Genomic DNA, 22,377 nt, shown 5'->3' with positions numbered 1-22,377 from the left:
GAGACACGTGGAGCCGCAATCGCCGTGAGCATCGATCCAGTGCGCGTGCTGGAGATCCGGCATGCCGAGACCGAGCCGCCCGGTTCCTACGGCCCCGCGCTCGACGAACTCGCCGACGTGACGACGCTGCGCATCTGGCGCGAGGACGTCCCCGACGACCTATCCGACGTCGAGGCGATCGTCACCCTGGGCGGCGCGATGGGCGTCGACGACGCACCCGCCATCGGCTGGATCGACCACGAGATCGTATTGCTGCGCCGCGCACTCGAACTCGGCATCCCGGTGTGGGGTGTCTGCCTGGGCTCGCAGATGCTGGCGGCGGCGCTCGGCGCGCAGGTGTACCGCGGCGACACCCCGGAGATCGGCGTCCACACCGTCACGCTGGACCCACACGCCATCGACGATCCGATCTGGGGCGTCGACCCCGGCGAACCGGATGCGGTGCCGACCGAATTCCGCGTGGTGCAATGGCATTTCGACACCTTCGACCTGCCCGCGGGCGCCACCCGACTCGCCTCGTCACCGTGGTGCGCCAATCAGCTGTTCCGCCACGGCGATTCGTACGGCGTGCAGTTCCATCTCGAGGCCGACGGTGGACTCGTCGGGGAATGGCTGGGATCACCGGAATCCCGCAACCTCGTCCGCGAGGCCATCGGCGCCGCGGCCACCGACCGGTTCGCGACCGACGCCACGGCCGCAGAAGTCGTCGCGGTGCCCCTGGCCCACACCGTGATGCGCCGATGGCTGCGCGGGATCGCCGAACGTCGTTGACGCGCAGCGGGTCAGCTGTCGAATCCCAGACCCGTGCGGTCCAGCAGGGACAGCCACGGTCCGCGGCGGCCCCCGCGCAGCTCGCTGCGGGCGATCTCCCGCCGGGTGAGTGTGATGCCGAGCCATCGGATCGGTTCGGGCGGGAAAGGCAGCGGCTTGCGTCGCACCATGTCCAGTTCGGTGCGCTCGGTGCGCAGGCCGTCGACGAGGTCGAGCGCGGTCGCCGCGGCGAAGTGCGAGGCCCCGACCCCAAGTCCGGTGAAGCCGACCGAGGTGACCACCCGGCCCCGGTGAGAGGAGTCCCAGAACGCGCAGAACCGCGAGCAGGTGTCGATGACCCCGCCCCAGGTGTGGGTCGCGTGAATCCCCTCCAGTTGCGGGAACATCTGCAGGAGATGTTCGCCGAGCAGCGCCCACTCCTCCGGGCGTCGTTCGTGTCGCGGGTCGTCGTCGGAACCGAAGTGGTACGGCGCGTCCCATCCGCCCCACAGCAAGCGGTTGTCGGCGGTGAGCCGGAAGTAGTGGAATCGCGGGCCGCTGTCGGCGAGGCCCTCGCGCCCCGACCAGCCCAGCGAGGACAACTGGTCGTCGGTGAGCGGCTCGGTCATCAGCGCGTAGTCCCACACGGGAACCGTGTAGAGCCGCAGCCGGCGCACGAGCGCACGACTCGCCGAGGTCGCCACGACCGCCCGCTCCGCTCTCACCTGCCCGTATCCCGCCCGCGCGCCGACCCCCTCGCCATCGGAGGTGAGTTCGAGGACCTCGGTGCCCTCGAAGATCCGCACCCCGAGTCGCTCCGCCGCGTCGGCGAGTCCGAAGGCGAGCCTGGCCGGGTCGATCATCATCACGTCGGGGTCGTAGAGGGCGCCACGGACCATCGGCGAGTCCACCCGCTCGCGGGCGGCGTCCTCGTCGAGAAGGTCCAGATGCGCTCCGATCGCCGTTCCCGCCTCGAAGGTCTCGGCGAGGGCCTCGAACTGCCAGTCGGTGATCGCGAGGTCGAGTTCGCCGGTGCGCTCGGCGTCGGCGTCGATGCCGAGCCGGTCCAGCGTCGCCTCGATCGCGTCGAGCGTCTCCCGGCCCATCCGCAGCAGCGCAGGCATCTCGTCGCCGAACCGGCTGATGCCGTTGGGGATTCCGTGGGTGAGGCTGGCCGCGCAGAAGCCGCCGTTGCGTCCGGACGCGTGCTCGGCGATCCGGTCGCGCTCGACGAGCACCACCGAGCGTGACGGGTCGCGTTCGGCGGCCTGCACCGCCGTCCACAGGCCCGTGAACCCGCCGCCGATCACCAGCAGGTCGGCGGTGACGTCATCGGCGAGTCGCGGACGCGGCGCGGGACGCAGGTCGCGGTCGAGCCAGTACGGCCGGGCAGCGGCCCGCGCGACCAGATCGATTCCCCGGTCGGTCGGCTGTTCCGCCCACGGCCGCGGGCTCACCCCTGGTCACTCCCGAGCCCGAACACCGTTCGGTGCCATTCCTTTTCGACCACGCCGTGCAGATCGCTCATCACGTGCTTGATCAGCAGGTACTCCTCGAGCGAGTACGTCGACATGTCCTTACCGAAGCCCGAGGCCTTGAACCCGCCGTGCGGCATCTCGCTGATGATGGGGATGTGGTCGTTGATCCACACGCAGCCGGCGTGGATCTCCCGCGAAGCCCGCTGTGCCCGATAGACGTCCCGGGTCCACGCCGAGGCGGCGAGCCCGTAGGGCGTGTCGTTGGCGCGGCGGATCGCGTCGTCGTCGTCGGTGAAGCGGCTGACCGTGAGCACGGGGCCGAAGACCTCGTCACGGTAGATCTCGGAATCCTCCGCGACATCGGCGACGAGGGTCGGCGGGTAGAACGCCCCGGGCCCGTCGGGGATCGTGCCGCCGGTGACGATGCGCGCGCCGGACGCGCGGGCACGGTCGACCATCCCGGCGACCTTGTCGCGATGCGCGTGGGAGATGAGCGAACCGAGATCGGTTGCCGGATCGGTCGGATCGCCGATGACGACCTTCGACATGAGTTCGGCGACGCCGGCGACGAAGTCGTCGTAGAGCGCCGGGGCGACGATCGCACGGGTCGCCGCGGTGCAGTCCTGGCCGCCGTTGATCAGCGATCCCGCGACCGCGCCGTGGATCGCCGCGTCGAGGTCGGCGTCGTCGAAGACCACGAAGGGCGCCTTGCCGCCGAGCTCGAGCTGGATGCGGGCACCGGTGGTGGCGGCCTGCGCCATGACCTGCCGGCCGACGGCCGACGAGCCGGTGAAGGTGACCATGTCCACGCCCGGATGGCCGGCCAGATGTGCACCGACCTCGGGGCCGGTCCCGACCACGATGTTGAGCACGCCGTCGGGCAGCCCGGCCTCCGAGGCCAGGCGCGCGAGGGTCAGGGTGGTCAGCGGGGTGATCTCGGCGGGCTTGAGGACCACCGCGCACCCGGCGGCCAGAGCCGGGATGACCTTCCACACCGCCATCTGCAGCGGGTAGTTCCACGGCGTGATGGTCCCGACCACGCCGACCGGTTCGCGACGGATGCTCGAGGTGTGGTCGGCCGAGTACTCGGCGGTGGCCTTGCCCTCCAGATTGCGTGCGACACCGGCGAAGAACTCGACGTTGTCGATCGAGCCCGGCACGTCGAACTCGGTCGCCAGACGCACCGCCTTGCCGGTGTGGGCCACCTCCTCGGAGATGAGCGTCTCGGACTCGGCGGCCATCGCGCGGGCCAGCGCGAGCAGCACCGAGGCGCGCTCTGCCGGGGTCGCGCGCCCCCAGGCCGGCTGGGCCGCCCGGGCGCCGGCGACCGCGGCGTCGACATCTGCCCGACCGGCGAGTTTCACGGTGGCCACCGGCTCATCCGTGGCAGGATTGACGACGATGTGATCGGCGCCGGTCGCATGATGGGGTTCACCGTCGATCCAGCCGGACGGAATGCTGGTGGAGGAGGCCATGCCCCCGGATACTACCGCCGCCGTTGCGGATTCACGCGCCGAAAACCCGAACAATTGCGGATTCCGTCGAATCTGTTGCTTTCAGTTGCGGAATCCGTCACGATCGTAGGGTGGCTGATCCTGCGTCCGCACCACTCGACGCCACCGCGAAGAAGATCATCGAACTCCTCCAGACCGATGGTCGGAGCAGTTATGCCTCGATCGGCAAGGCCGTCGGCCTGTCCGAGGCGGCCGTCCGCAACCGCGTGCAGAAGCTCAGCGAGAGCGGCCTCATGCAGATCGTGGCCGTCACCGATCCGCTGAAACTCGGCTTCGCCCGGCAGGCGATGATCGGCATCCGATGCGTCGGTGACACCCAGGCCCTCGCCGACCGCCTCGCCGAACACCGCGAGATCGACTACGTCCTGCTCACCGCAGGGTCTTTCGACATCCTCATCGAGGTCGTGTGCGAGGACGACGACCACCTGCTCGACATCCTCAACAAGAAGGTGCGCTCCAACCCCGAGGTCGTCGGTACCGAGACGCTCGTCTACCTGAAACTCGTCAAACAGCAATACAACTGGGGAACACGATGACACCGAACACACCCTCGACGTCCCCGCACTCCGGCGGCTCCCTCGGAGCCCGCAGTGCCGCCCACCTATGGGGCCACTTCGCCCGGCACGGCGAGGGCATCACGCCGCCGGTCATCACCCGCGGCGAGGGGGTGCGGATCTTCGACGACGCCGGCCGCAGCTATCTCGACGGCCTGGCCGGCCTCTTCGTCGTCCAGGTCGGCCACGGCCGCGAGGAACTCGCCCGGGCCGCCGCGAAGCAGGCCGAGCAGCTCGCCTTCTTCCCCCTGTGGTCGTACGCCACGCCACCGGCGATCGAACTGGCCGAGCGCCTCGCCGCATACGCCCCGGGCGACCTCAACCGCGTCTTCTTCACCACCGGCGGCGGCGAGGCGGTGGAGAGCGCGTGGAAACTCGCCAAGCAGTACTTCAAGCTCGTCGGGAAACCCGGTAAGCACAAGGTGATCTCGCGGGCGGTCGCCTACCACGGAACCCCGCAGGGCGCACTGGCCATCACGGGTGTGCCGGCGCTGAAGGAGGCCTTCGAGCCGCTGACGCCCGGCGCGTTCCGGGTGCCGAACACCAACATCTACCGCGCGGCCGAGGACCTCGCCGACGACCCGAAGAAGTTCGGCCGCTGGGCGGCCGACCGGATCGCCGAGGCCATCGAGTTCGAGGGACCCGACACGGTGGCCGCGGTCTTCCTCGAACCCGTGCAGAACGCCGGCGGATGCTTCCCGCCGCCGCCCGGATACTTCGAGCGGGTCCGCGAGATCTGCGACGAGTACGACGTGCTGCTCGTCTCCGACGAGGTCATCTGCGCCTTCGGACGCATCGGGTCGATGTTCGCGTGCGATGACTTCGGCTACGTGCCCGACATCATCACGTGCGCCAAGGGCATGACCTCCGGCTACTCCCCGATCGGCGCGATGATCGCCGACGACCGGCTGTTCGAGCCGTTCCGCGACGGCACGACGACCTTCGCCCACGGTTACACGTTCGGCGGTCATCCCGTGTCGGCGGCGGTCGCGCTGGCCAACCTCGACATCTTCGAGCGCGAGGGACTCAACGACCACGTCAAGACCATGGCGCCGGCCTTCCGGTCGACGCTCGAGCGCCTCGACGACCTGCCGATCGTCGGCGACGTGCGCGGCGAGGGCTTCTTCTACGGCATCGAACTCGTCAAGGACAAGTCCACCAAGGAGACGTTCACCGCGGACGAGTCCGAGCGCATCCTGCGCGGCTTCCTGTCGAGCGCGTTGTTCGACGCCGGGCTGTACTGCCGCGCCGACGACCGCGGCGACCCGGTCATCCAGCTCGCGCCACCGCTCATCGCCGGGCAGGCGGAGTTCGACGAGATCGAACAGATCCTGCGGTCGGTCCTCACCGAGGCCTACACGCTGCTCTGATACATCCGCCGGACACGCCTGCGCACGCCCTGATGAGGCCCGGCCGCGCTGGTAACGTGCGGGCGGTGACCTCGGGGTGGACGCGCCGGACCGTCGGCGCACTCGCTGCAGCGATCGTCGGGGTGTCCGTCGTCGCGGCCGCACCGGTGCTGCCCGGGTCGCTCATCGCGGGTTCGGCGACCGCCGACCCGCTCGCGCCGACCGGCCGGTCGGCCACCGTCACCACGCCGGTCACCGATCACTGCCCCCACCGGGTCGGGACTCCCCCGGCCGTCGACGAGTCGGAGGTCGTCCCACCGGGATCGCCGACACCGACGCCGCTACCGGTCCCGACGCCCGCTGTCGGCGGCGAGGACCTCGCCTACTGCGGTGTGGTCGCCGATCCCGAGGCCGGGCCGGTCCCGCCGGGTCTCACCTCGGCCGGGTGGCTGGTCGCCGACCTCGACTCCGGCCGCGTCATCGCCGCGAAGGACCCGCACGGCCGCTATCGGCCGGCGTCGACGATCAAGATCCTGCTGGCCCTCGTCGCCCTCGACGAACTCGACCTCGACGCGACGGTCGTCCCCACACCCGAGGACTGGAGCGCCGAGGGCGACTCCTGCGGCATGGGTCCCGGCGGGCACTACACGGTCCGGGACCTGCTGACCGGTCTCCTGGTGGTGTCGGGCAACGACTGCGCCAATGCCCTCGCCCGCGAACTCGGCGGGGTCGACGCCACGCTGGCCAAGATGAACGAACGCGCCCGCGAACTCGGCGCCACCGACACCCGGGCGGCCTCCCCGTCCGGGCTGGACGCGCCCGGGATGTCCTCCTCGCCCTACGATCTCGCACTCTTCTTCCGCGCCGCGATGGCGAACGACACCTTCCGGGAGATGATCTCGCTGCCGACCTACCGGTTCCCCGGGTATCCGCGCCGACCCGACGTGCCCGGCGACACCGACCATCCCGCCTACGAGATGTACAGCAGCAATCGGCTTCTGCTGGACGGATATCCGGGCATGCTCGGCGGCAAGACCGGTTACACCGACGACGCGCGCAAGACCTTTGTCGCCGCCGCCGAACGCGACGGCCGCCGGATCATGATCGTGAAGATGTACGGCCTGGCCATGGAGGGCAACCCCTACTGGGATCAGGCGAAGGCGCTGTTCGAGTACGGTTTCGCCACACCCGAGGACGTCGAGGTCGGACGCCTCGTCGACCCCGCCGGAGCTGCCGATCCGTCGCGGGATCCCGCGGCGTCGGCCGACCCCGACCTTGTGAGCACCGGTTCCGATTCGGCATCGCCGATGTCGGTGCGCGTTCTCGTCGGCCTGCTCGCGGCCCTGGCCGCCGTCGTGCTGCTCATGCTCGGCGTGCGCCTGTCCCGGCGCCGATGACCACGCGCCGGGAACCCGTCACCGGCGCCGGACGACCCCCATCAGGGCGGCAATTGCGGCCCCGGCACCCGCCGCGGCCGCCAAAGCCGCCGGACGCGGGGTCGGGTTCACGTCGACGGTCGGCGAGATGACCACCGGCCGTAGGAGTTCCGCGTCGGGCTCCTCGACTATCTGGTACTCGGCGTTGATCGGGTCGGTCGCGCACCAGGCGGCGGCGTACAGGACGATCCGCGAGGCCAGGTAGGCGAACACCATCACGCCGAGGACGGGACCGAACGCCACACCGGCCGGGCTTCGGAGAACCGACTCCAGGTAGATCCCGCCGACGGTCTTGACGACCTCGAACGCGACGGCGGTGATCAGTCCCGCTTTGAGGGTGTTGCGAAATGGCAGACGCACCAACGGGAGTCGCGCCATGACGAACGTGAACAGCCCCCAGGTGGCGAGCACCGACACCACCAGCGACACCAACCGCACCAGGATCGGCGCCCATGACGCGCCGTCGAGCCTGACCCAGCCGAGCACGGTCTCGGTCAGCCCCGAGTTCCCGAGCGCGGTGATGGCCATGGTCAGTGCGAACGCGATCCCCAGGCCGGCGAAGGCGACGAGATCCCAGACCTTCGACATCACCGCATTGCGCCGGACCCGGCCGCCCCACATCTCGGTCATGCCCGTACGGACGCCGGAGATCCAGCCGATCCCGGTGAACGCCGCGCCGATCAGGCCGACCACGCCCACCGTCGTGCGGGAGTCGATCGCCGAGGTGATGATGTCGGAGACCTGGTCACCGAGCTGTCCCGGCATCTTCCGCACGACGGTGTCCTGGATGTCCTGCAACACCTCGGGCTGCCGCGCGAGCACGAAGCCGGCGATCGCGAAGGCGACCATGATGATCGGGACGAGCGCCAGGATGCCGTTGAAGCTGATGCTGGCGGCGTACAGGTTCCCGCGCCGGTCGTTGTAGCGCTCCAGCGTCCGCAACAGGTGATCGAGCCAGGCCCAGCGCTCGCGCCGGTCCTCGTACGCCGACTTCGCCCGGGCCACCAGCCGTTTCGCCGACTCGCCCACCGTACTCACCGCCCCTCCTCGTCCGGGCCACCGCGAAGCGACCCATGCGGCATCAGACGTGCGGCATCAGGCCCTCGGTGGCAGGAATCCCACCTTGTCATAGACGGACCGCAGCGTCGCCGATGCCACCGTCCGCGCGCGCTCGGCGCCGCGGGCGAGGATCGCGTCGAGCTCGGCGGGATCGTCCATGTACTCGGCGACGCGCCCGCGCAGCGGGGTGACGAACTCGGTGAGCACGTCCGCGGTGTCGACCTTGAGGTCGCCGTACCCCTTGCCCTGATACTTGTCGACGAGCACGTCGATCGGGGTGCCGCTCAACGCCGACTGGATCGTCAGGAGGTTGCTGACGCCGGGCTTGTTCTCCGGATCGAACCGGATCTCGGTGTCGGTGTCGGTGACCGCGGACCGGATCTTCTTGGCCGACTTCTTCGGTTCGTCGAGCAGGTTGATGAGACCCTTGTCGGTCTCGGCCGACTTGCTCATCTTCGCGGTCGGGTTCTGCAGATCGTAGATCTTGGCGAATTCCTTGACGATGTGGGCCTGCGGGATCTTGAAGGTCTTGCCGAAGCGCGAGTTGAAGCGCTGGGCGAGGTCGCGGGTGAGCTCGAGGTGCTGGCGCTGGTCCTCGCCGACCGGGACCCGGTCGACCTGGAACGCCAGGATGTCGGCCGCCATCAGGATCGGGTAGGTGAACAGCCCGACGCCGGCCGCGTCGACGCCCTGCTTGGCCGACTTGTCCTTGAACTGGGTCATGCGGCTGGCCTCGCCGAAGCCGGTGATGCACTGCAGCACCCAGGTCAGCTCGGCGATCTCCGGGATGTGCGACTGCACATAGATGGTCGAGCGCTCGGGGTCGACCCCGACGGCCAGCAGCTGCGCGACCGAGCGGCGCGTGCGTTCGGCGAGGGTCTTCGGATCGTGCGGCACGGTGATCGCGTGCATGTCCGGGATGAAGTAGTACGCCTCGAAATCCTCCTGCAGCGCCACCCACTGTCGTACGGCGCCCAGGTAGTTGCCGAGATGGAACGAGTCGCTGGTGGGCTGGATGCCCGAGAGCACGCGGGCGCGGGACGCGCCGGACTCGGACGCGCGGGCAGAGCCGGATTCGGAGACGTCAGAACTCATTGCCCCATTTTCGCAGACCTCGAAAGCACGAGGTCCGCGGTGGGTCCCCTACCGCGTTGCAGCCGGGCCTCACTCGTAGATGACGGTCACCGGCGCGTGATCGGACCACCGCAGGTCGTAGGCCGCCGCCCGGTCGACCGTCGACTTCACGGCGCGCTCGGCGAGGGAACGGTTGGTCAGCTGGTAGTCGATCCGCCAGCCGGAGTCGTTGTCGAACGCCTTGCCGCGCCACGACCACCACGAGTAGGGGCCGGTCTCGTCCGGGTAGAGCTCGCGGGTGACGTCGCGCCAGCCATTGGCGAGCAGGTCGCCCACCCACGCCCGCTCGTGCGGGAGGAAGCCCGGGTTCTTGAGGTTGCCCTTCCAGTTCTTGATGTCGGCCTCGGCGTGGGCGATGTTCCAGTCGCCGCCGACGACCACGTGGCGGCGGCGGCGCACCAGGTTGCCGAGGTAATCGCCGAACTCGTCGAGGAACCGCTTCTTCTCCTCGTACTTGGCGGCGTCCTTGGGGTCCTCGGTGAGCGCGGCGCCCTTCGGGAGATAGAGGCTCGCGGCCGTGACCGGACCGAGGTCGGTCTCGAGGTCGACCTCGAGGTAGCGACCCAGTTCGTCGAACTCGTCGCTACCGAAGCCGATCCGGACGGTCACCGGGGCCGAGCGGGTCAGCACGCCGACGCCCGCGTGGCCCTTGACGGTGGATTCGCTCATCGTCAGGTGCCACCCGGCGTCGAGCGCCGGGGCGAGCGCCTCACGCGCCAGCTTCTCGCCGGCGCGGACCTCCTGCATCAGCACGACATCCGCGGTCGTGGCGTCGAGCCAGGGCAGGAAACCGCGGTTGTTCTCCGAGCGCTGCTTGACCGCGGCCCGGATTCCGTTGACGTTGACGGTCGTGATCTCGAGTGGCACGGGGCCACATCCTACGGTTCGTCGCCGACGCCGCGCGCGGTGAGGCGAGGTCGTCACATGCGACCCGAAAAAAGGTAAGGCAAGCCTTGCGAAGGGTGCCCTACTTATGTGAGCATTGCCTGACAGGTACGAGGTTAGGTTCACCAATGTTCGTTTGCATTTGCCGCGCGGTCACCGAGGACGAGGTGCACGAGCACTGCAACAACGGTGCGTACACGATCGACGACATCGCCGATCGATGCGGCGCCGGCGAGGGCTGCGGCACCTGCTTGGAACGCCTCGACGACATCCTGAGCGAAAGGGCGGGCATCGCCACGACCGCTGCATGACCTGACAACCGCCATCCACCTCGCGCGAGCCCACGCGCGAGGGGTTTCCTCGTGTTACCGTCGTCACACAGCACCACTCGGCGACGGAAGGCTGTCACATGCGTGGCGACGATGAGGTCATTGCACTGCTCAACGAGCAGCTCACCAGCGAACTGACCGCGATCAACCAGTACTTTCTCCACGCGAAGATGCAGGAGAGCTGGGGTCTCACCGAGATCGCGGCGAAGACCCGTGCGGAGTCCATCGAGGAGATGACCCACGCGGAGATCCTCACCGACCGCATCCTCTTCCTCGAGGCCCTGCCCAATTTCCAGCGCCTGCTGCCCCTCCGCATCGGACAGTCGATCCGTGAGCAGTTCGAGTCCGACATGGCCATCGAGGTCGAGGTCGTCGAACGTCTCCGGCCGGGCATCGCGATGTGCCGCGAGAAGGGCGACATCACCAGCGCGAACCTCCTCGAGAAGATCCTCGCCGACGAGGAAGAGCACATCGACTACCTCGAGACCCAGCTCGAGCTGATCAATCGGCTCGGGGAGCCGCTCTACCTGTCGAAGACGATCGCGACGCCGCCGACGAACCAGGCGTAGCCCCCACCCGTCCGGAGCTCAGACGGCGAGCCGGTCGCGGCGCCGCGCGCTGACGATGGCCACCGCGGCGACGCCGAGGCCCGCGACGGCGAGCACGGCTCCGACTGCTGCCGGTGCGCGAAATCCCCAGCCGGCGGCGACGACGACGCCGCCGAGGAACGCGCCGATCGCATTGGCGACGTTGAGGGCCGAGTGGTTGAGCGCTGCCGCCAGGGTCTGTGCGTCGGCGGCCACGTCCATGAGTCGCGTCTGCAGGGCCGGCAGCATCGTGGTGCCGGTGAGCGCCACGAAGTAGGTGAGGATCAGGGCCGCCCAGCCGTTCTGCGCGAGCAGAGCGAACGCCGTGAGCGCGACCGTGCTGCTGATGAGTCCGGCGAGGACCGCGAACGACACGTTGCGGTCGGCCATGTGACCGCCGACGAAGTTGCCGGTGACCATGCCCAGGCCGTAGAGCATGAGTGCGAACGGCACCACCGAGACCGACAGCCCGGACACCGACGTCAGTGCCGAGTTGAGATACGTGTAGAACGCGAACATCCCGCCGAAGCCGACGGTGCCGATCACGAGCGTGAACCAGACCTGCGACCGTTTCAGCGCGCCGAGCTCGGTCAGCGGATCGGTGATCGTCATGCCGGACAGGCTCGGCAGGACGCGCATCAGGGTGACCACGGTTGCCATTCCGATGACCACCACGATCGCGAACGCGGTCCGCCATCCGAAGGTCTCCCCCAGCCACGCCGCAGCCGGCACCCCGACGACGTTCGCGACCGAGAGCCCGAGCATCACCTGTCCGACCGCCTTCGCCCGGTCACCCGGCCCGGCGAGATGGGCGGCGACGAGTGCCGCGACGCCGAAGTAGGCCCCATGCGGAAGCCCCGCGACAAAGCGTGCGACCAGCAGCATTCCGTACGACGGCGCCAGGACCGTGGCGAGATTGCCGATGGTGAACGCCACCATGAGGGCGATCAGCAGGGCTCGACGCGGGATGCGGGCGGTGAGCGCGGCGATGACCGGCGCACCCACGACGACACCGAGCGCATACGCCGAGACGACGTGTCCGGCCGTGGGTTCGGACACCCCCAACGAGCCGGCGATGTTGGGCAGCAGGCCCATCGCGACGAACTCGGTGGTGCCGATGCCGAAGCCACCGAGCGCGAGCGCGAGGATGGTCGCGCGCCGGACCCCGGGCGACACCCGCGGGGAGGCCGCGTGCGCCGTCGGTCCGGGGTTCTCCCCGGTCGTCGGTTTCAGGTCGTCCGGTACACCGGCGGTAGTCGTGAGGGCGTCAGACACGCCTCATGCCAACCCCTCCGCCGCGGTGGCGATTCCCCCGGCAGAGGTGAGTTCGTTCACATCGCGAACGAACCCCGCGTCGTCGCCCCCCAAGGCGTCGCGCCGTGCGCGGCACCGGTCACCCCGCGCGGGTCATCGTGCCGGAGCGATCACTCCGAGTCTGCGTCCGAGCCGGAACCCGAGCTCGCACCCGAATCCCGGTCACGGCCCGACGTCGCCCCGCTGGTGCTCTTCTCACCGCTGTTGTTGTCACCGCTGCCGGTGTCGCCCCCGGTGTTGTCGGCCCCGGTGTTGTCGTCTCCGCCGGACGCACCGCCGCCGGTGGTGCCGGTCTCGCCTCCGGTGCTCTGGCCGCTGCCGTTCCCGCCACCGTTGCTCGTACCACCGGAGTTCGGCGCGCCGCCGCCACTGCCCTGGTCGCCGGCGGCAGGAGACGACCCGTTCTCGTCCTCGTCCTCGTTCTCCGGATCGGAGGTCGGTCCCGGATTCGACGGCGTGGTGACCACGGGAGCCCCGGTCTCCGGTGCCGGAGTGGACTCGGCGGGCGACTCGTTCGACTCGGACTCGGCGGAGGGGGCCGCCGCCGAGGCGAGGACGGCCTTCCCGTCCGACCCGTCGCCGGACTTGGTGTCGGGGTCTTCGGACGTGGGAGCGGAGTCGTCCGACGCGTCCTCGTCGGCGGCGTCGTCGACGTCCTCGATCAGGGCCAGGGTCTTGCCGAACGCCCGCAGCTCGGCCGGCGCCGGAGTGTCGTCGTCCGCCGTCGACGTCAGCGTCGCCTGCTGCGGAGTGACGGCCGGTCCGACGATCGCGCCGGCCCAGTGCCGCACGAAGTTGACCGGCGCCAGGATGATGCTGCGCACACTCTGCGCGAGCGCCGTCACGCCACGCACGAAACGAGCCGGCGAGAGTGTGATGATGCCCTGGAGGATGTCCTCGAAGACGAACAGGTCCGGCAGGTAGGCGCCGTAGCCGAGCTGAGGCAGCGGCGGCGCGAAGCCCTGGACCAGCCGGACGATCGGCTGCAGGTTGGACAGCTGGATGCCCAGCGGCAGGCCGATCGTGGGCCGCTTCGCCAGGAAGTCGCCGATCTCGCCGGTGTAGCCGATGTCGGTCGCCCATCCCTGGACGAGTTCGGCGAAGGCCGACTTCGCCGAGACGAGGCAGACGCCGTCATCGCAGCTCACCGAACGACCTTCCCACGTGTAGGGCTCCGTGCTGCTGAACGGATCCCTCCCCATCTCCGCGGGGTAGAGGAAGTGCTTCGTGAAGTAGCCGAGAATCCCGTCGACGGCGCCGATCGGGTCGTACAGCGGATCCGGCAGGTCGCAGATGGGGTCGCCGTCGACGCAGACCGACACCACACGATCGGAAACGACACCGAATCCCGTCGGGTCCTCGGCGTTTCCACGCGGTCCCGTCATCGTGAGGCCGGGAATGATGCCGATCAGCGACAACTCGATGCCTCGACCGGTCTTGTCGCCCGCCCGCCGCGGATCGGAGTAGAGCTCGCCGGAGATGAGGTCGGGATCGATCTCGAGATCGTCGTCCGGGTTGTCCGGCGTGCCGTTGACGTCGAACTTCTTGCCGTTGGCGTTTCCGATCTCGGCGAGGACGTCGCCCGCGATGCGGGCGCCCTGCGAGTACCCGACCACGACCACCGGCTTGTCCTGACAATCCTGCTGATAGCTCGCGATCTCCCGGATCGCCGAGTCGTGGCCCTGGCGGGTGCTGCTGTCGTATCCGGTCGCGCCCAGTGGCCACAGCGTGGTCGGGTACTCGGTGTTGACGGCGATGTAGCCCTGTTGCTCGTAGCGCTGCTTGACCTGTTCCAGGTCTCGCGCGGTGGGGTCGTTCGAGCCGGCGACGATCACCACGGCACCGTTTCCGCATTCCTGGGCAGAGGCCTCTGGGACGCCACCGATGAAACCGAACGACGCGGCCGTCGCCAGCCCCGTCGTCGAGGCGATCAGGAACGCAGCTCGCCGTGACCGCAGGTACGCCATCGCCCGCATGAGGTCTCCTCTACTCACCCGAAACCCTTCGCAAACGAGGGGCCTTCCCCGACCAGGGGTTTCGGACAGACAGTAGAGGCAGCGACTGTGACCTGCAGAACACTGAGTCTTGCTAAGAAACGGTGAACTGGGAATTCACCTGAGTGAAGGCGGGAATTCGTCTGCTCGGACTACAGCCCACTACACGTTTCGGAGGCCGGATGAGGGGTTGGATTCGGGCTGACCGGGAGGGTTCTCAGGCGCGTCCAGACGTGTTATATCCTTGTCGCCAGGTCATGAGTATCAGCGTCAAGCCCCGGCTGGCTGATCGGCAACCCTCCAACCGCGGTGGGGTGCTCCGGGTGATGACCGGGTTGAGGGATCGCGAGAGCGAAACCCCGGCAAGCGCGGGTCCGAAGGTCGGACCCCATCAGGGTCTGTGAGGCCCTGCCGACCGTAGAAAGTGATTCAATCGCCATGTCTGATGCCACTGAAGGCACCAATCCCGTAGACAACTGGAGCTTCGAGACCAAGCAGATCCACGTCGGACAGTCGGCCGACGCCGCGACGAACGCGCGGGCGCTCCCGATCTACCAGACGACGTCGTACGTCTTCAACGACACCCAGCACGCGGCGAACCTGTTCGGCCTGGCCGAGCCGGGCAACATCTACACCCGCATCATGAACCCGACCCAGGACGCGGTCGAGCAGCGCATCGCGGCACTGGAAGGCGGTGTGGCGGCACTGCTGCTGGCGTCCGGTCAGGCCGCGGAGACCTACGCCATCCTCAACGTCGTCGAGTCCGGCGGTCACGTGGTGTCGAGCCCGCGCCTGTACGGCGGCACCTACAACCTCTTCCACTACACCCTGCCCAAGCTGGGTGTCGAGGTGACCTTCGTCGAGGATCCCGAGGATCTCGATTCCTGGCAGGCCGCGATCAAGGACAACACCCGCGCCCTGTACGGCGAGTCGATCTCCAACCCCAACAACGAGATCCTCGACATCAAGGGCATCTCCGAGGTCGCCCATCGCAACGGCCTGCCGCTGATCGTCGACAACACCGTCGCGACGCCGTACCTGATCAACCCGCTGGCCCACGGCGCCGACATCGTCGTCCACTCGGCCACCAAGTACATCGGCGGCCACGGCACCGCCATCGGCGGCGTGATCGTCGACGGCGGCACGTTCGACTGGCGCGTCCAGCGCGACGGCAAGGACCTGTTCCCCGGCTTCACCACCCCGGACCCGAGCTACCACGGCGCGGTGTTCGCCGATCTCGGTGCACCGGCCTACGCGCTCAAGGCCCGTGTCCAGTGGCTGCGTGACACCGGTGCGGCGATCTCGCCGTTCAACGCCTTCCTGCTCGCCCAGGGCCTCGAGACCCTGAGCCTGCGCGTCGAGCGTCACGTCTCCAACGCGCAGAAGGTCGCCAAGTTCCTGGAGAACCACCCGCAGGTCGAGTCGGTCGCCTACGCCGGCCTCGAGTCCTCGCCGTGGTACAAGCGCGGCCAGGAGCTGGCCCCGCGCGGCCAGGGCGCCATCGTCGCCTTCGAGATCGCCGGCGGCGTGGACGCGGGCAAGAAGTTCGTCGACGCCCTGACCCTGCACAGCCATGTGGCCAACATCGGCGACGTCCGCTCGCTGGTGATCCACCCGGCCTCGACCACCCACAGCCAGCTGGTCCCCGAGGAGCAGCTCGCCGCGGGTGTCACCCCCGGTCTCGTCCGACTGGCCGTGGGCATCGAGGGAATCGACGACATCCTGGCCGACCTCGAGCAGGGTTTCGCGGCGGCCAAGTGAGACAGGTGAGGCAGCTTTGTCGGTGAGTATCGACCTGAACGCGACAGCGTCTGATCAGCCCGACTGGGAATCACTCCCAGACGGGAAGCTCGTCGGCATGAAGATCGGATCGCTGCCTCTCGACAGCGGTGAACGGCTCGACGACGTCACCCTGGCGTTCCAGCGCTGGGGGACGTTGTCGCCGTCCCGCGACAACGTGATCGTCACGTTGCATGCCCTGACCGGCGACTCGCACGTCACCGGTCCCGCGGACGACGAGCACGAGACCCCCGGCTGGTGGGACGGCCTCGTCGGTCCGGGCAAGGCCATCGACACCGACGAGTGGTGTGTCATCTCGGCCAACGTGCTCGGCGGTTGCAAGGGCTCGACCGGACCGTCGTCGCTCGCACCCGACGGCCGTCCCTACGGATCGCGGTTCCCGCAGATCACCGTGCTGGACCAGGTGCGCGCCGAGGTCGCACTGCTCGATCGCCTCGGAATCCCCAGCGTCGGCGCCGTTCTCGGCGGTTCGATGGGTGGCGCCCGTGCGCTCGAGTGGGCCATCGCGTACCCGGAGCGCGTGCGCAGCGCCCTGGTGCTCGCCGTCGGCGCACGGGCCACCGCAGACCAGATCGGCATCCAGAACACGCAGATCGCGGCCATCAAGGCAGATCCGGCGTGGAACAACGGCGACTACCACGGCACCGGACGGATTCCGTTGGCCGGCATGGGCATCGCCCGGCAGATCGCCCATCTGACCTACCGCACCGAACACGAGCTCGACGAGCGGTTCGGCAATCAGCCTCAGGGCGACGAGAACCCGCTTCTCGGCGGGCGGTACGCCGTCCAGAGCTACCTCGAGTACCAGGCGAAGAAGCTGCAGCAGCGGTTCGACCCGGGTAGCTACGTCGTGCTCACCGAGGTCCTCAACCATCACGACGTCGGCCGCAACCGCGGCGGGGTGAAGAAGGCCCTCAACGACTGCAAGGTGCCGGTGATCGTGGGCGGTATCGACTCCGACCGGCTGTACCCGTTGCGACTTCAGGCCGAACTGGCCGAGGAGCTCGGCAACTGCGTCGGCGGGTTGCACGTCGTGCACTCCGACACCGGCCACGACGGCTTCCTGACCGAGTTCGACGCGATCGCCGACCTCCTCAAGCAGACGGTCGAACTGGCGCGCCTGCAGTAGGCCTCCCCCACTCCCCGCTCCTCGTCCCGGCGCGCTCCTCGACCCGGCCGAGACCGGACGGGTCGCTACGGAGCGGGAACGGGTACGCCCTCGGTCGATTCCGCGCCGGGTGACTCCCCATCGGGTGACTTCGTTGCCGGAGACCGTGTATCCGGAGACCTCGTGTCCGGAGATTCCGTGTCCGGCGCTGCCGGATCGGCTCCCGGCGCAGACGTGGCCGAACCCGGTGCCGCCCCACCTGATCGGGGCAGCGCCGACCTCGGCGCCGGCGAGGCATCCTGGTCCGACGAGCCGGGCGCCGGCGCGGTGGTCGGACGCAGCTCCGACGGGAGAAGTTCCGGCGGGATCGGCGCCGTCGTCCCGGGAGGGAACGGCAGACCCGGCAACGGGAACGGCAACAGGGTACGGGTCGTCGTGGAGGTCGACGGCGCAGTCGGCGGGAGCTCCGTGGTGGCCCACCCCGGTTGTCCACCCCACTCCGTCTGCGGGATCTGTTGCGGCGCTTCGGTGGTCGGAGCGAGAGTGAGCGGCACCGACGGACCGGCGCTCGGCGCCGGCGGATCCTGTGACGAGACCTCGGCACTCGACTCCTGCTCCCCGGTGGTCGCGACCGCGGGTACGTTGCCGATCGACGGCGGCGCCTCGGTCCCCTGCCGGTCGGCGAACGAGGAACTCACCGCATAGATGGTGAACAGGGTGGCGGCGAGGATCGCGCCGGCGACCGCGAGCGGGGTCGCCGACAGCCACTCGCGCTGTCGGCCACCGCCGATGAACGCCAGACCTGTTGTGGCGGAGTGTCTCTGATGCGTCAGCAGGGCAGCGCCGGTGGCCGCCACGAGTTCGGGCGACGCGGGGCACACCGCGTCGAGGTCGTGACCGCGTGCGATGTCACGGACGGCCGGGAGATTGGCGAGGCCCCCGACGAACACCACCGCGTCCGGGGCGATCCCGCGGGCCTCGATCTCGGCCATGTACCGGGCGAACACCTCGCGGGCCCGGGTGACCATGGGCGCGATCGCCTCGGCCACATGGGATTCGGTGAGGGTCACCCGCCCGGAACCACCCGGCAGCGTCACCGACGAACCGGCCGGGTCGTCGGAACCGCTGCGCCCGTAGGAGATCTCCTCCTTGGCGGTGCGGCAGGCACTGAGCAGCTCACTGCGGCCGGGCCGCGTCCGGGCCGACTCGGCCAGGGACGGGTTGTCGGCTGTGAGCTTGTCCGCAATGGCCCGGTCGAGACCCCGCCCGCTGATCGCGGAACTGCGTTCGACGAAACCGACGCGACCGTCGGAGGGGTCCACGGTGTAGATCGACATACCGGTGTCGCCGCAGTCGACGACGACGGGCCTGGTGAACCTGTCGATCTCGCCGGTATCGCAGAGGTAGGCGGCCACCGCGGCGTCCTCGGCGACCAGACGGATCTGCCGCCGCGGTCCGCTCCCCCGGGATCGGATGCGACGGCGCTGCGTGGCGGTGCGGGCGGCGACGCCGATGGCGCCGACCCTGGTCCCGGCCTCGCGGGACGCGGAGAGCATGACGTCGAGGCCGGCATTGACCCGGCCGGCGTCGTCGAGCCCATCGGTCGGGTCCACGTCGATCACGCGGGAATCCACCACACTGCGGCCGAGGTCGTCACGCGTGAGCAGGACGTAGTGGATCATGCCGGCGCCTGCCGACACGCCCATCGATGTCAGTTCGTTCGCGGTGCGGTCGTCGGTCGGTGTTGCAGTGATACGTACTCCAGCGGTCGGTCTGTCTGCCGCGGCATTCGCGCATCAGGTGCGCAGGGGCAGACAGATGGCCTGTTCAATGCGCGACCTCATGGTCTGAAGATCACGCTCAGGTCTCATTGTAATCAATCCGTGCCCAAAGAGTCGATCGACGTGGCCAGCCAGAGCATCACCGCACCGACCGTGGTCATCACCGCGACGTCGAAGAACTTGCCTCTGACCTGCAGTAGCCCCGCCTTCGACGACGGGATGAACGCCCTCAGAAGCGCGCCGATCAGAAGTGCGGCCCCGAAGACGAACGAACCGCGACGCCAGCGGTCGAAGAGGACGATGAGCGCGGCGGCCAGCACACCGAGCATCACCAGCAGATACGGGATCTGGACGAGGACCGCGCGCACCCCGCGAACCCGCTCGGGGGCGAGCTCGGCACCGTGATGCTCGTCCGGGCTCACGCCGTGCCGCCGCCCTCGGTGCCGGCCAGGCGGGCGGCGAGCTGCTGCTCGGCCCGCTCGACGACGTTGACGAGCAGGAACGCGCGGGTCAGCGGTCCGACGCCGCCGGGGTTCGGCGAGACGTGCCCGGCGACCTCCCACACATCCGGGTGGACGTCGCCGACCAGACCGGCGTCGGTTCGGCTGACGCCCACGTCGATCACCGCGGCACCGGGCTTGACCATGTCCTTGGTGATGAGGTGCGGCACACCCGCGGCAGCGACGACGATGTCGGCGCGCTCGACCTCGGACTTGAGATCGGCGGTACCGGTGTGGCAGAGCGTGACCGTGGCGTTCTCGCTACGGCGGGTGAGCAACAGGCCGATGGGGCGACCGATGGTCACACCGCGCCCGACGACGGTGACACGGGCACCGGCGATCGGGACGTCGTAGCGGCGCAGCAGGTGGATGACGCCGCGCGGGGTGCAGGGCAGCGTCGACTCCTTGCCCAGCACGAGACGTCCGAGGTTGATCGGGTGCAGGCCGTCGGCATCCTTTTCAGGGAGAATCCGCTCGAGCGCCTCGTTCTCGTCGAGGTGCTTCGGCAGCGGCAGCTGCACGATGTACCCGGTGCATGCCGGGTCCTCGTTGAGCTCGTCGATGGCCGCGTTCAGTTCCTCCTGCGTGATGTCGGCGGGGAGGTCCTTGCGGATGGAGGCGACGCCGACCTTCGCGCAGTCGGCGTGCTTGCCCTTGACGTAGGAGTGGGAGCCGGGGTCGTCACCGACCAATACGGTGCCCAGCCCGGGGGTGATGCCGGCCTCCTTGAGCTTCTGCACCCGCTCGGTGAGATCGGCGAAGATCTCGTCGCGCGTCGTCTTGCCATCCAGTCGTATCGCGGTCACGGGGGCCATTCTTCCATTGCCGCGTCCGACCCCGTGCGAGCACTAGTCTCGTGGTGATGTCCGAAGCGCTGACCGACCTCCGGCGAGCCGCCGCCACCATCGCCCCGCACCTGCGGCGCACCCCGATCCTGCGCAGTTCGATCGACACCGTCGACGGACCGCGCGAGGTGGTGTTCAAACTCGAATACCTGCAGCTGGGAGGCTGTTTCAAGGTCCGCGGCAGCCTGTGGGCGACGCTGCACGCCCGCGCGCGGGGCGAGCTGTCGGACGCGGGCGTCCTGGTCGCGTCGGGCGGCAACGCCGCGATCGGTGCGGCGTGGGCGGCCCGCATCGCGGGAGTGCCGTGTGCCGTCGTGGTCCCGGAGAACGCGCCGGTGGTGAAGGTCGAGACGTTGCGGGGCCTCGGTGCCACCGTGCATCTGGTCGGCCGTCGGTATCAGGACGCGGCCGACGCGGCGGTGGAATTGGCCGCGTCGTCGGGTGCGCTGTTGCTGCACGCCTACGACCTCCCCGACGTCGTGACCGGCGCCGGCACGATCGGTCTCGAACTCGCCGAGGACGTTCCCGGCCCCCTCACGACCGTCGCGTGTGTCGGCGGCGGAGGCCTTCTGGCCGGCCTGGCCGCCGCACTGCGTCCCGGCGACCGTGCGATCGGCGCCGAGCCGGTCGGGGCCTCGTGTCTGCATCAGGCGCTCGCGGCGGGCGAACCGGTCACCGTCGAGCTCAACTCTGTGGCCGCCGATTCACTCGGCGCCACCCGCGTCGGCGACATCTGCTGGAACGCCGTCGCCGGCAACCCGGCCGTCGAGAGTGTGACGGTGACCGACGACGACCTGATCGCGGCGCGTCGGATGCTGTGGGATTCCCACCGCATCCTCGTCGAGCACGGCACCGCCGCCGCTCTCGCCGCGGTCACCACCGGAGCGGTTCCGGTGCACGAGGGTTCGACGCTGTGCGTCGTGCTGTGCGGGGCGAACACCGGGTTGGGGATCTGACGGTCAACGCTCCGCCGCGCGGTTGCCGGCGTTGCGGGCCGGCGCCGCGATCCGGATGTCGATCGCGACCGTGATCACCGGCGTGGCGGTCCACACCACGCGAGGGGTGCGTTCGGCGTCGCAGGGCTCGCGCCCGTATCACCGTGAGTCCTCGGTCGTTTGTCGCGTCGGCAGGAATGCGTACAGGGCTTGGTCACCCCCGGGGCACCAGTGGGGGCTCGCGCGCGTCGACGTCGCGTCGTCCACAGCCTGGACCGGCGACTACGCTGGGCCCATCATGTTCCGGATCATGTTCTTCCAGCCCTGCATCCCGCCGAACACCGGCAACGCGATCCGGCTGGCCGCCAACACGGGGTGCGAACTCCACCTCATCGAACCGCTCGGATTCTCCATGTCCGACGCCCAGGTCAAGCGGGCCGGGCTCGATTACCACGAGATGGCCCACGTCACCGTGCATCCCAACCTCGTGACGGCGTGGCACGAGCTGAAGCCCGAGCGCGTGTTCGCCTTCACCGCGCACGCCGATCGCTTCTACACCGACGTCGACTACCGCCCCGGCGACGTGCTGCTGTTCGGCCCGGAACCGACGGGACTGCCCGACGAGGTGCTGGCCGAACCGGAGGTCACCGACCGCATCCGGATCCCGATGCTCGCCGGACGCCGGTCGCACAACCTGGCCAACTCCGCCAGCATCGTCGTGTACGAGGCCTGGCGGCAGAACGGATTCGCCGGAGCCGTGTGATCCCCGACCGGGTCCGGCTATCCGACCCGGAAGCGCTTGGTGCGGGCGGTTGCGCCGCCGATCAGCGCGACCTTGCTCTTCGGGACCCCGAGGTGCTTGGCCAGCAACTCGGCCACGGCCTTGTTGGCGCGGCCCTCGATGGCGGGCTCCCGGACGTAGACGGTGAGGGCACCGTCGGGGCCTGCCTCCACGAGCGGCCCCTTGGCACTCTTCGGCTTGACGGTCACCACGACCTGCTCTGACATAGCTCCCTGCGATTCGT

21 protein-coding genes and 1 riboswitch are annotated in these 22,377 nt (G+C 69.2%); of the genes, 10 read left to right on the top strand and 11 right to left on the bottom strand.

Going from position 1 to position 22,377, the window contains the following annotated elements; translation table 11 throughout:
• Positions 1-24 precede the first annotated feature (24 nt).
• Positions 25-771, top strand: coding sequence for a type 1 glutamine amidotransferase (locus E1P53_RS19565; protein WP_131735242.1), 747 nt, complete (start codon positions 25-27; stop codon positions 769-771).
• Positions 772-782: 11 nt separating this feature from the next.
• On the opposite strand, the gene E1P53_RS19560 is transcribed toward E1P53_RS19565, so the two are convergent.
• Together E1P53_RS19560 and E1P53_RS19555 are read right to left on the bottom strand one after the other, a co-directional pair.
• Complete coding sequence (locus E1P53_RS19560) at positions 783-2,207, bottom strand: NAD(P)/FAD-dependent oxidoreductase (RefSeq protein ID WP_131735241.1); 1,425 nt, start codon at positions 2,205-2,207, stop codon at positions 783-785.
• Positions 2,204-3,703, bottom strand: coding sequence for a gamma-aminobutyraldehyde dehydrogenase (locus tag E1P53_RS19555; RefSeq protein WP_131735240.1), 1,500 nt, complete (start codon positions 3,701-3,703; stop codon positions 2,204-2,206). The genes E1P53_RS19560 and E1P53_RS19555 overlap by 4 nt, the downstream gene beginning before the upstream one ends.
• A gap of 110 nt (positions 3,704-3,813) precedes the next feature.
• On the opposite strand from E1P53_RS19555, the gene E1P53_RS19550 reads away from it, so the two are divergent.
• The 3 genes from E1P53_RS19550 (at position 3,814) to E1P53_RS19540 (ending at position 7,042) form a co-directional block, all read left to right on the top strand.
• Positions 3,814-4,278 (top strand): Lrp/AsnC family transcriptional regulator, encoded by a 465-nt coding sequence (locus tag E1P53_RS19550; RefSeq protein WP_006900010.1) that lies wholly within the window; start codon positions 3,814-3,816, stop codon positions 4,276-4,278.
• Positions 4,275-5,666: an aspartate aminotransferase family protein gene (locus E1P53_RS19545; RefSeq protein WP_131735239.1), complete on the top strand. Its 1,392-nt coding sequence runs from the start codon at positions 4,275-4,277 to the stop codon at positions 5,664-5,666. Before E1P53_RS19550 ends, E1P53_RS19545 begins: the two co-directional genes overlap by 4 nt.
• Positions 5,667-5,731: 65 nt before the next feature.
• Positions 5,732-7,042, top strand: coding sequence for a D-alanyl-D-alanine carboxypeptidase family protein (locus tag E1P53_RS19540; RefSeq protein WP_131735238.1), 1,311 nt, complete (start codon positions 5,732-5,734; stop codon positions 7,040-7,042).
• An 18-nt stretch (positions 7,043-7,060) separates the two neighbouring features.
• Here the strand turns inward: E1P53_RS19540 and E1P53_RS19535 are convergent, their stop codons facing one another.
• From E1P53_RS19535 to E1P53_RS19525, 3 genes are all read right to left on the bottom strand, one after another.
• Positions 7,061-8,119, bottom strand: a complete 1,059-nt coding sequence (locus tag E1P53_RS19535; protein WP_131735237.1) for a YhjD/YihY/BrkB family envelope integrity protein — start codon at positions 8,117-8,119, stop codon at positions 7,061-7,063.
• Between the two features lie 57 nt (positions 8,120-8,176).
• Positions 8,177-9,235 carry a tryptophan--tRNA ligase gene (trpS, locus tag E1P53_RS19530; RefSeq protein WP_131735236.1) on the bottom strand — a complete coding sequence of 353 codons (1,059 nt, stop codon included), beginning with the start codon at positions 9,233-9,235 and terminating at the stop codon, positions 8,177-8,179.
• Between the two features lie 69 nt (positions 9,236-9,304).
• Complete coding sequence (locus E1P53_RS19525) at positions 9,305-10,141, bottom strand: exodeoxyribonuclease III (protein WP_131735235.1); 837 nt, start codon at positions 10,139-10,141, stop codon at positions 9,305-9,307.
• A 146-nt stretch (positions 10,142-10,287) separates the two neighbouring features.
• Here E1P53_RS19525 and E1P53_RS19520 point away from each other — a divergent pair, with 146 nt between their 5' ends.
• Complete coding sequence (locus tag E1P53_RS19520; protein ID WP_006900016.1) at positions 10,288-10,470, top strand: (2Fe-2S)-binding protein; 183 nt, start codon at positions 10,288-10,290, stop codon at positions 10,468-10,470.
• Between the two features lie 98 nt (positions 10,471-10,568).
• A complete protein-coding gene (gene bfr, locus E1P53_RS19515; protein ID WP_006900017.1) occupies positions 10,569-11,057 on the top strand; it encodes a bacterioferritin in 489 nt (162 codons plus the stop codon).
• Positions 11,058-11,075: 18 nt separating this feature from the next.
• Here bfr and E1P53_RS19510 read toward each other — a convergent pair whose 3' ends face one another.
• Together E1P53_RS19510 and E1P53_RS19505 are read right to left on the bottom strand one after the other, a co-directional pair.
• Positions 11,076-12,350, bottom strand: a complete 1,275-nt coding sequence (locus E1P53_RS19510) for an MFS transporter (RefSeq protein ID WP_131735234.1) — start codon at positions 12,348-12,350, stop codon at positions 11,076-11,078.
• A gap of 149 nt (positions 12,351-12,499) precedes the next feature.
• Positions 12,500-14,383: a cutinase family protein gene (locus E1P53_RS19505; RefSeq protein ID WP_312029257.1), complete on the bottom strand. Its 1,884-nt coding sequence runs from the start codon at positions 14,381-14,383 to the stop codon at positions 12,500-12,502.
• Positions 14,384-14,636: 253 nt separating this feature from the next.
• Positions 14,637-14,758, top strand: a riboswitch (SAM riboswitch).
• Positions 14,759-14,821: 63 nt separating this feature from the next.
• On the opposite strand from E1P53_RS19505, the gene E1P53_RS19500 reads away from it, so the two are divergent.
• Both E1P53_RS19500 and metX read left to right on the top strand, forming a co-directional pair.
• Positions 14,822-16,144, top strand: a complete 1,323-nt coding sequence (locus tag E1P53_RS19500) for a bifunctional o-acetylhomoserine/o-acetylserine sulfhydrylase (RefSeq protein ID WP_109238806.1) — start codon at positions 14,822-14,824, stop codon at positions 16,142-16,144.
• A gap of 16 nt (positions 16,145-16,160) precedes the next feature.
• Entirely contained in the window at positions 16,161-17,312 is a 1,152-nt protein-coding gene (gene metX, locus E1P53_RS19495; protein ID WP_006900021.1) for a homoserine O-acetyltransferase MetX, read from the top strand.
• Positions 17,313-17,377: 65 nt separating this feature from the next.
• Here the strand turns inward: metX and E1P53_RS19490 are convergent, their stop codons facing one another.
• The 3 genes from E1P53_RS19490 to E1P53_RS19480 form a co-directional block, all read right to left on the bottom strand.
• A complete protein-coding gene (locus tag E1P53_RS19490; protein ID WP_131735233.1) occupies positions 17,378-18,997 on the bottom strand; it encodes an Hsp70 family protein in 1,620 nt (539 codons plus the stop codon).
• A 170-nt stretch (positions 18,998-19,167) separates the two neighbouring features.
• On the bottom strand, positions 19,168-19,401 hold the full coding sequence (locus tag E1P53_RS19485; RefSeq protein WP_342353783.1) for a DUF3017 domain-containing protein: 234 nt from the start codon (positions 19,399-19,401) through the stop codon (positions 19,168-19,170).
• An 89-nt stretch (positions 19,402-19,490) separates the two neighbouring features.
• Positions 19,491-20,378 (bottom strand): bifunctional methylenetetrahydrofolate dehydrogenase/methenyltetrahydrofolate cyclohydrolase, encoded by an 888-nt coding sequence (locus E1P53_RS19480; protein WP_181371784.1) that lies wholly within the window; start codon positions 20,376-20,378, stop codon positions 19,491-19,493.
• Positions 20,379-20,434: 56 nt separating this feature from the next.
• Between E1P53_RS19480 and E1P53_RS19475 the strand changes: the two genes are divergently transcribed.
• Both E1P53_RS19475 and E1P53_RS19470 read left to right on the top strand, forming a co-directional pair.
• Positions 20,435-21,373 carry a serine/threonine dehydratase gene (locus E1P53_RS19475; RefSeq protein WP_131735231.1) on the top strand — a complete coding sequence of 313 codons (939 nt, stop codon included), beginning with the start codon at positions 20,435-20,437 and terminating at the stop codon, positions 21,371-21,373.
• A gap of 277 nt (positions 21,374-21,650) precedes the next feature.
• Entirely contained in the window at positions 21,651-22,115 is a 465-nt protein-coding gene (locus E1P53_RS19470; RefSeq protein WP_006900026.1) for a tRNA (cytidine(34)-2'-O)-methyltransferase, read from the top strand.
• Positions 22,116-22,132: 17 nt separating this feature from the next.
• Here E1P53_RS19470 and E1P53_RS19465 read toward each other — a convergent pair whose 3' ends face one another.
• On the bottom strand, positions 22,133-22,360 hold the full coding sequence (locus tag E1P53_RS19465; RefSeq protein WP_006900027.1) for a DUF167 domain-containing protein: 228 nt from the start codon (positions 22,358-22,360) through the stop codon (positions 22,133-22,135).
• Positions 22,361-22,377 lie beyond the last annotated feature (17 nt).

Origin of the sequence: Gordonia paraffinivorans (genome assembly GCF_900683595.1) — a bacterium.
GTDB classification, from domain to species: domain Bacteria; phylum Actinomycetota; class Actinomycetes; order Mycobacteriales; family Mycobacteriaceae; genus Gordonia; species Gordonia paraffinivorans.
Note: the sequence above shows the minus strand (reverse complement) of the source record. Positions and strands in the feature narration are given on the sequence as shown.

Bases quoted from the DNA above. Each gene is read 5' to 3' on its own strand.
- E1P53_RS19555 (WP_131735240.1), bottom strand. From the start codon at position 3,703: ATGGCCTCCTCCACCAGCATTCCGTCCGGCTGGATCGACGGTGAACCC.
- E1P53_RS19545 (WP_131735239.1), top strand. From the start codon at position 4,275: ATGACACCGAACACACCCTCGACGTCCCCGCACTCCGGCGGCTCCCTC.
- trpS (WP_131735236.1), bottom strand. From the start codon at position 9,235: ATGAGTTCTGACGTCTCCGAATCCGGCTCTGCCCGCGCGTCCGAGTCC.
- E1P53_RS19520 (WP_006900016.1), top strand. From the start codon at position 10,288: ATGTTCGTTTGCATTTGCCGCGCGGTCACCGAGGACGAGGTGCACGAG.
- bfr (WP_006900017.1), top strand. From the start codon at position 10,569: ATGCGTGGCGACGATGAGGTCATTGCACTGCTCAACGAGCAGCTCACC.
- E1P53_RS19500 (WP_109238806.1), top strand. From the start codon at position 14,822: ATGTCTGATGCCACTGAAGGCACCAATCCCGTAGACAACTGGAGCTTC.
- E1P53_RS19490 (WP_131735233.1), bottom strand. From the start codon at position 18,997: ATGGGCGTGTCGGCAGGCGCCGGCATGATCCACTACGTCCTGCTCACG.
- E1P53_RS19485 (WP_342353783.1), bottom strand. From the start codon at position 19,401: ATGCTCGGTGTGCTGGCCGCCGCGCTCATCGTCCTCTTCGACCGCTGG.
- E1P53_RS19475 (WP_131735231.1), top strand. From the start codon at position 20,435: ATGTCCGAAGCGCTGACCGACCTCCGGCGAGCCGCCGCCACCATCGCC.
- E1P53_RS19470 (WP_006900026.1), top strand. From the start codon at position 21,651: ATGTTCCGGATCATGTTCTTCCAGCCCTGCATCCCGCCGAACACCGGC.
- E1P53_RS19465 (WP_006900027.1), bottom strand. From the start codon at position 22,360: ATGTCAGAGCAGGTCGTGGTGACCGTCAAGCCGAAGAGTGCCAAGGGG.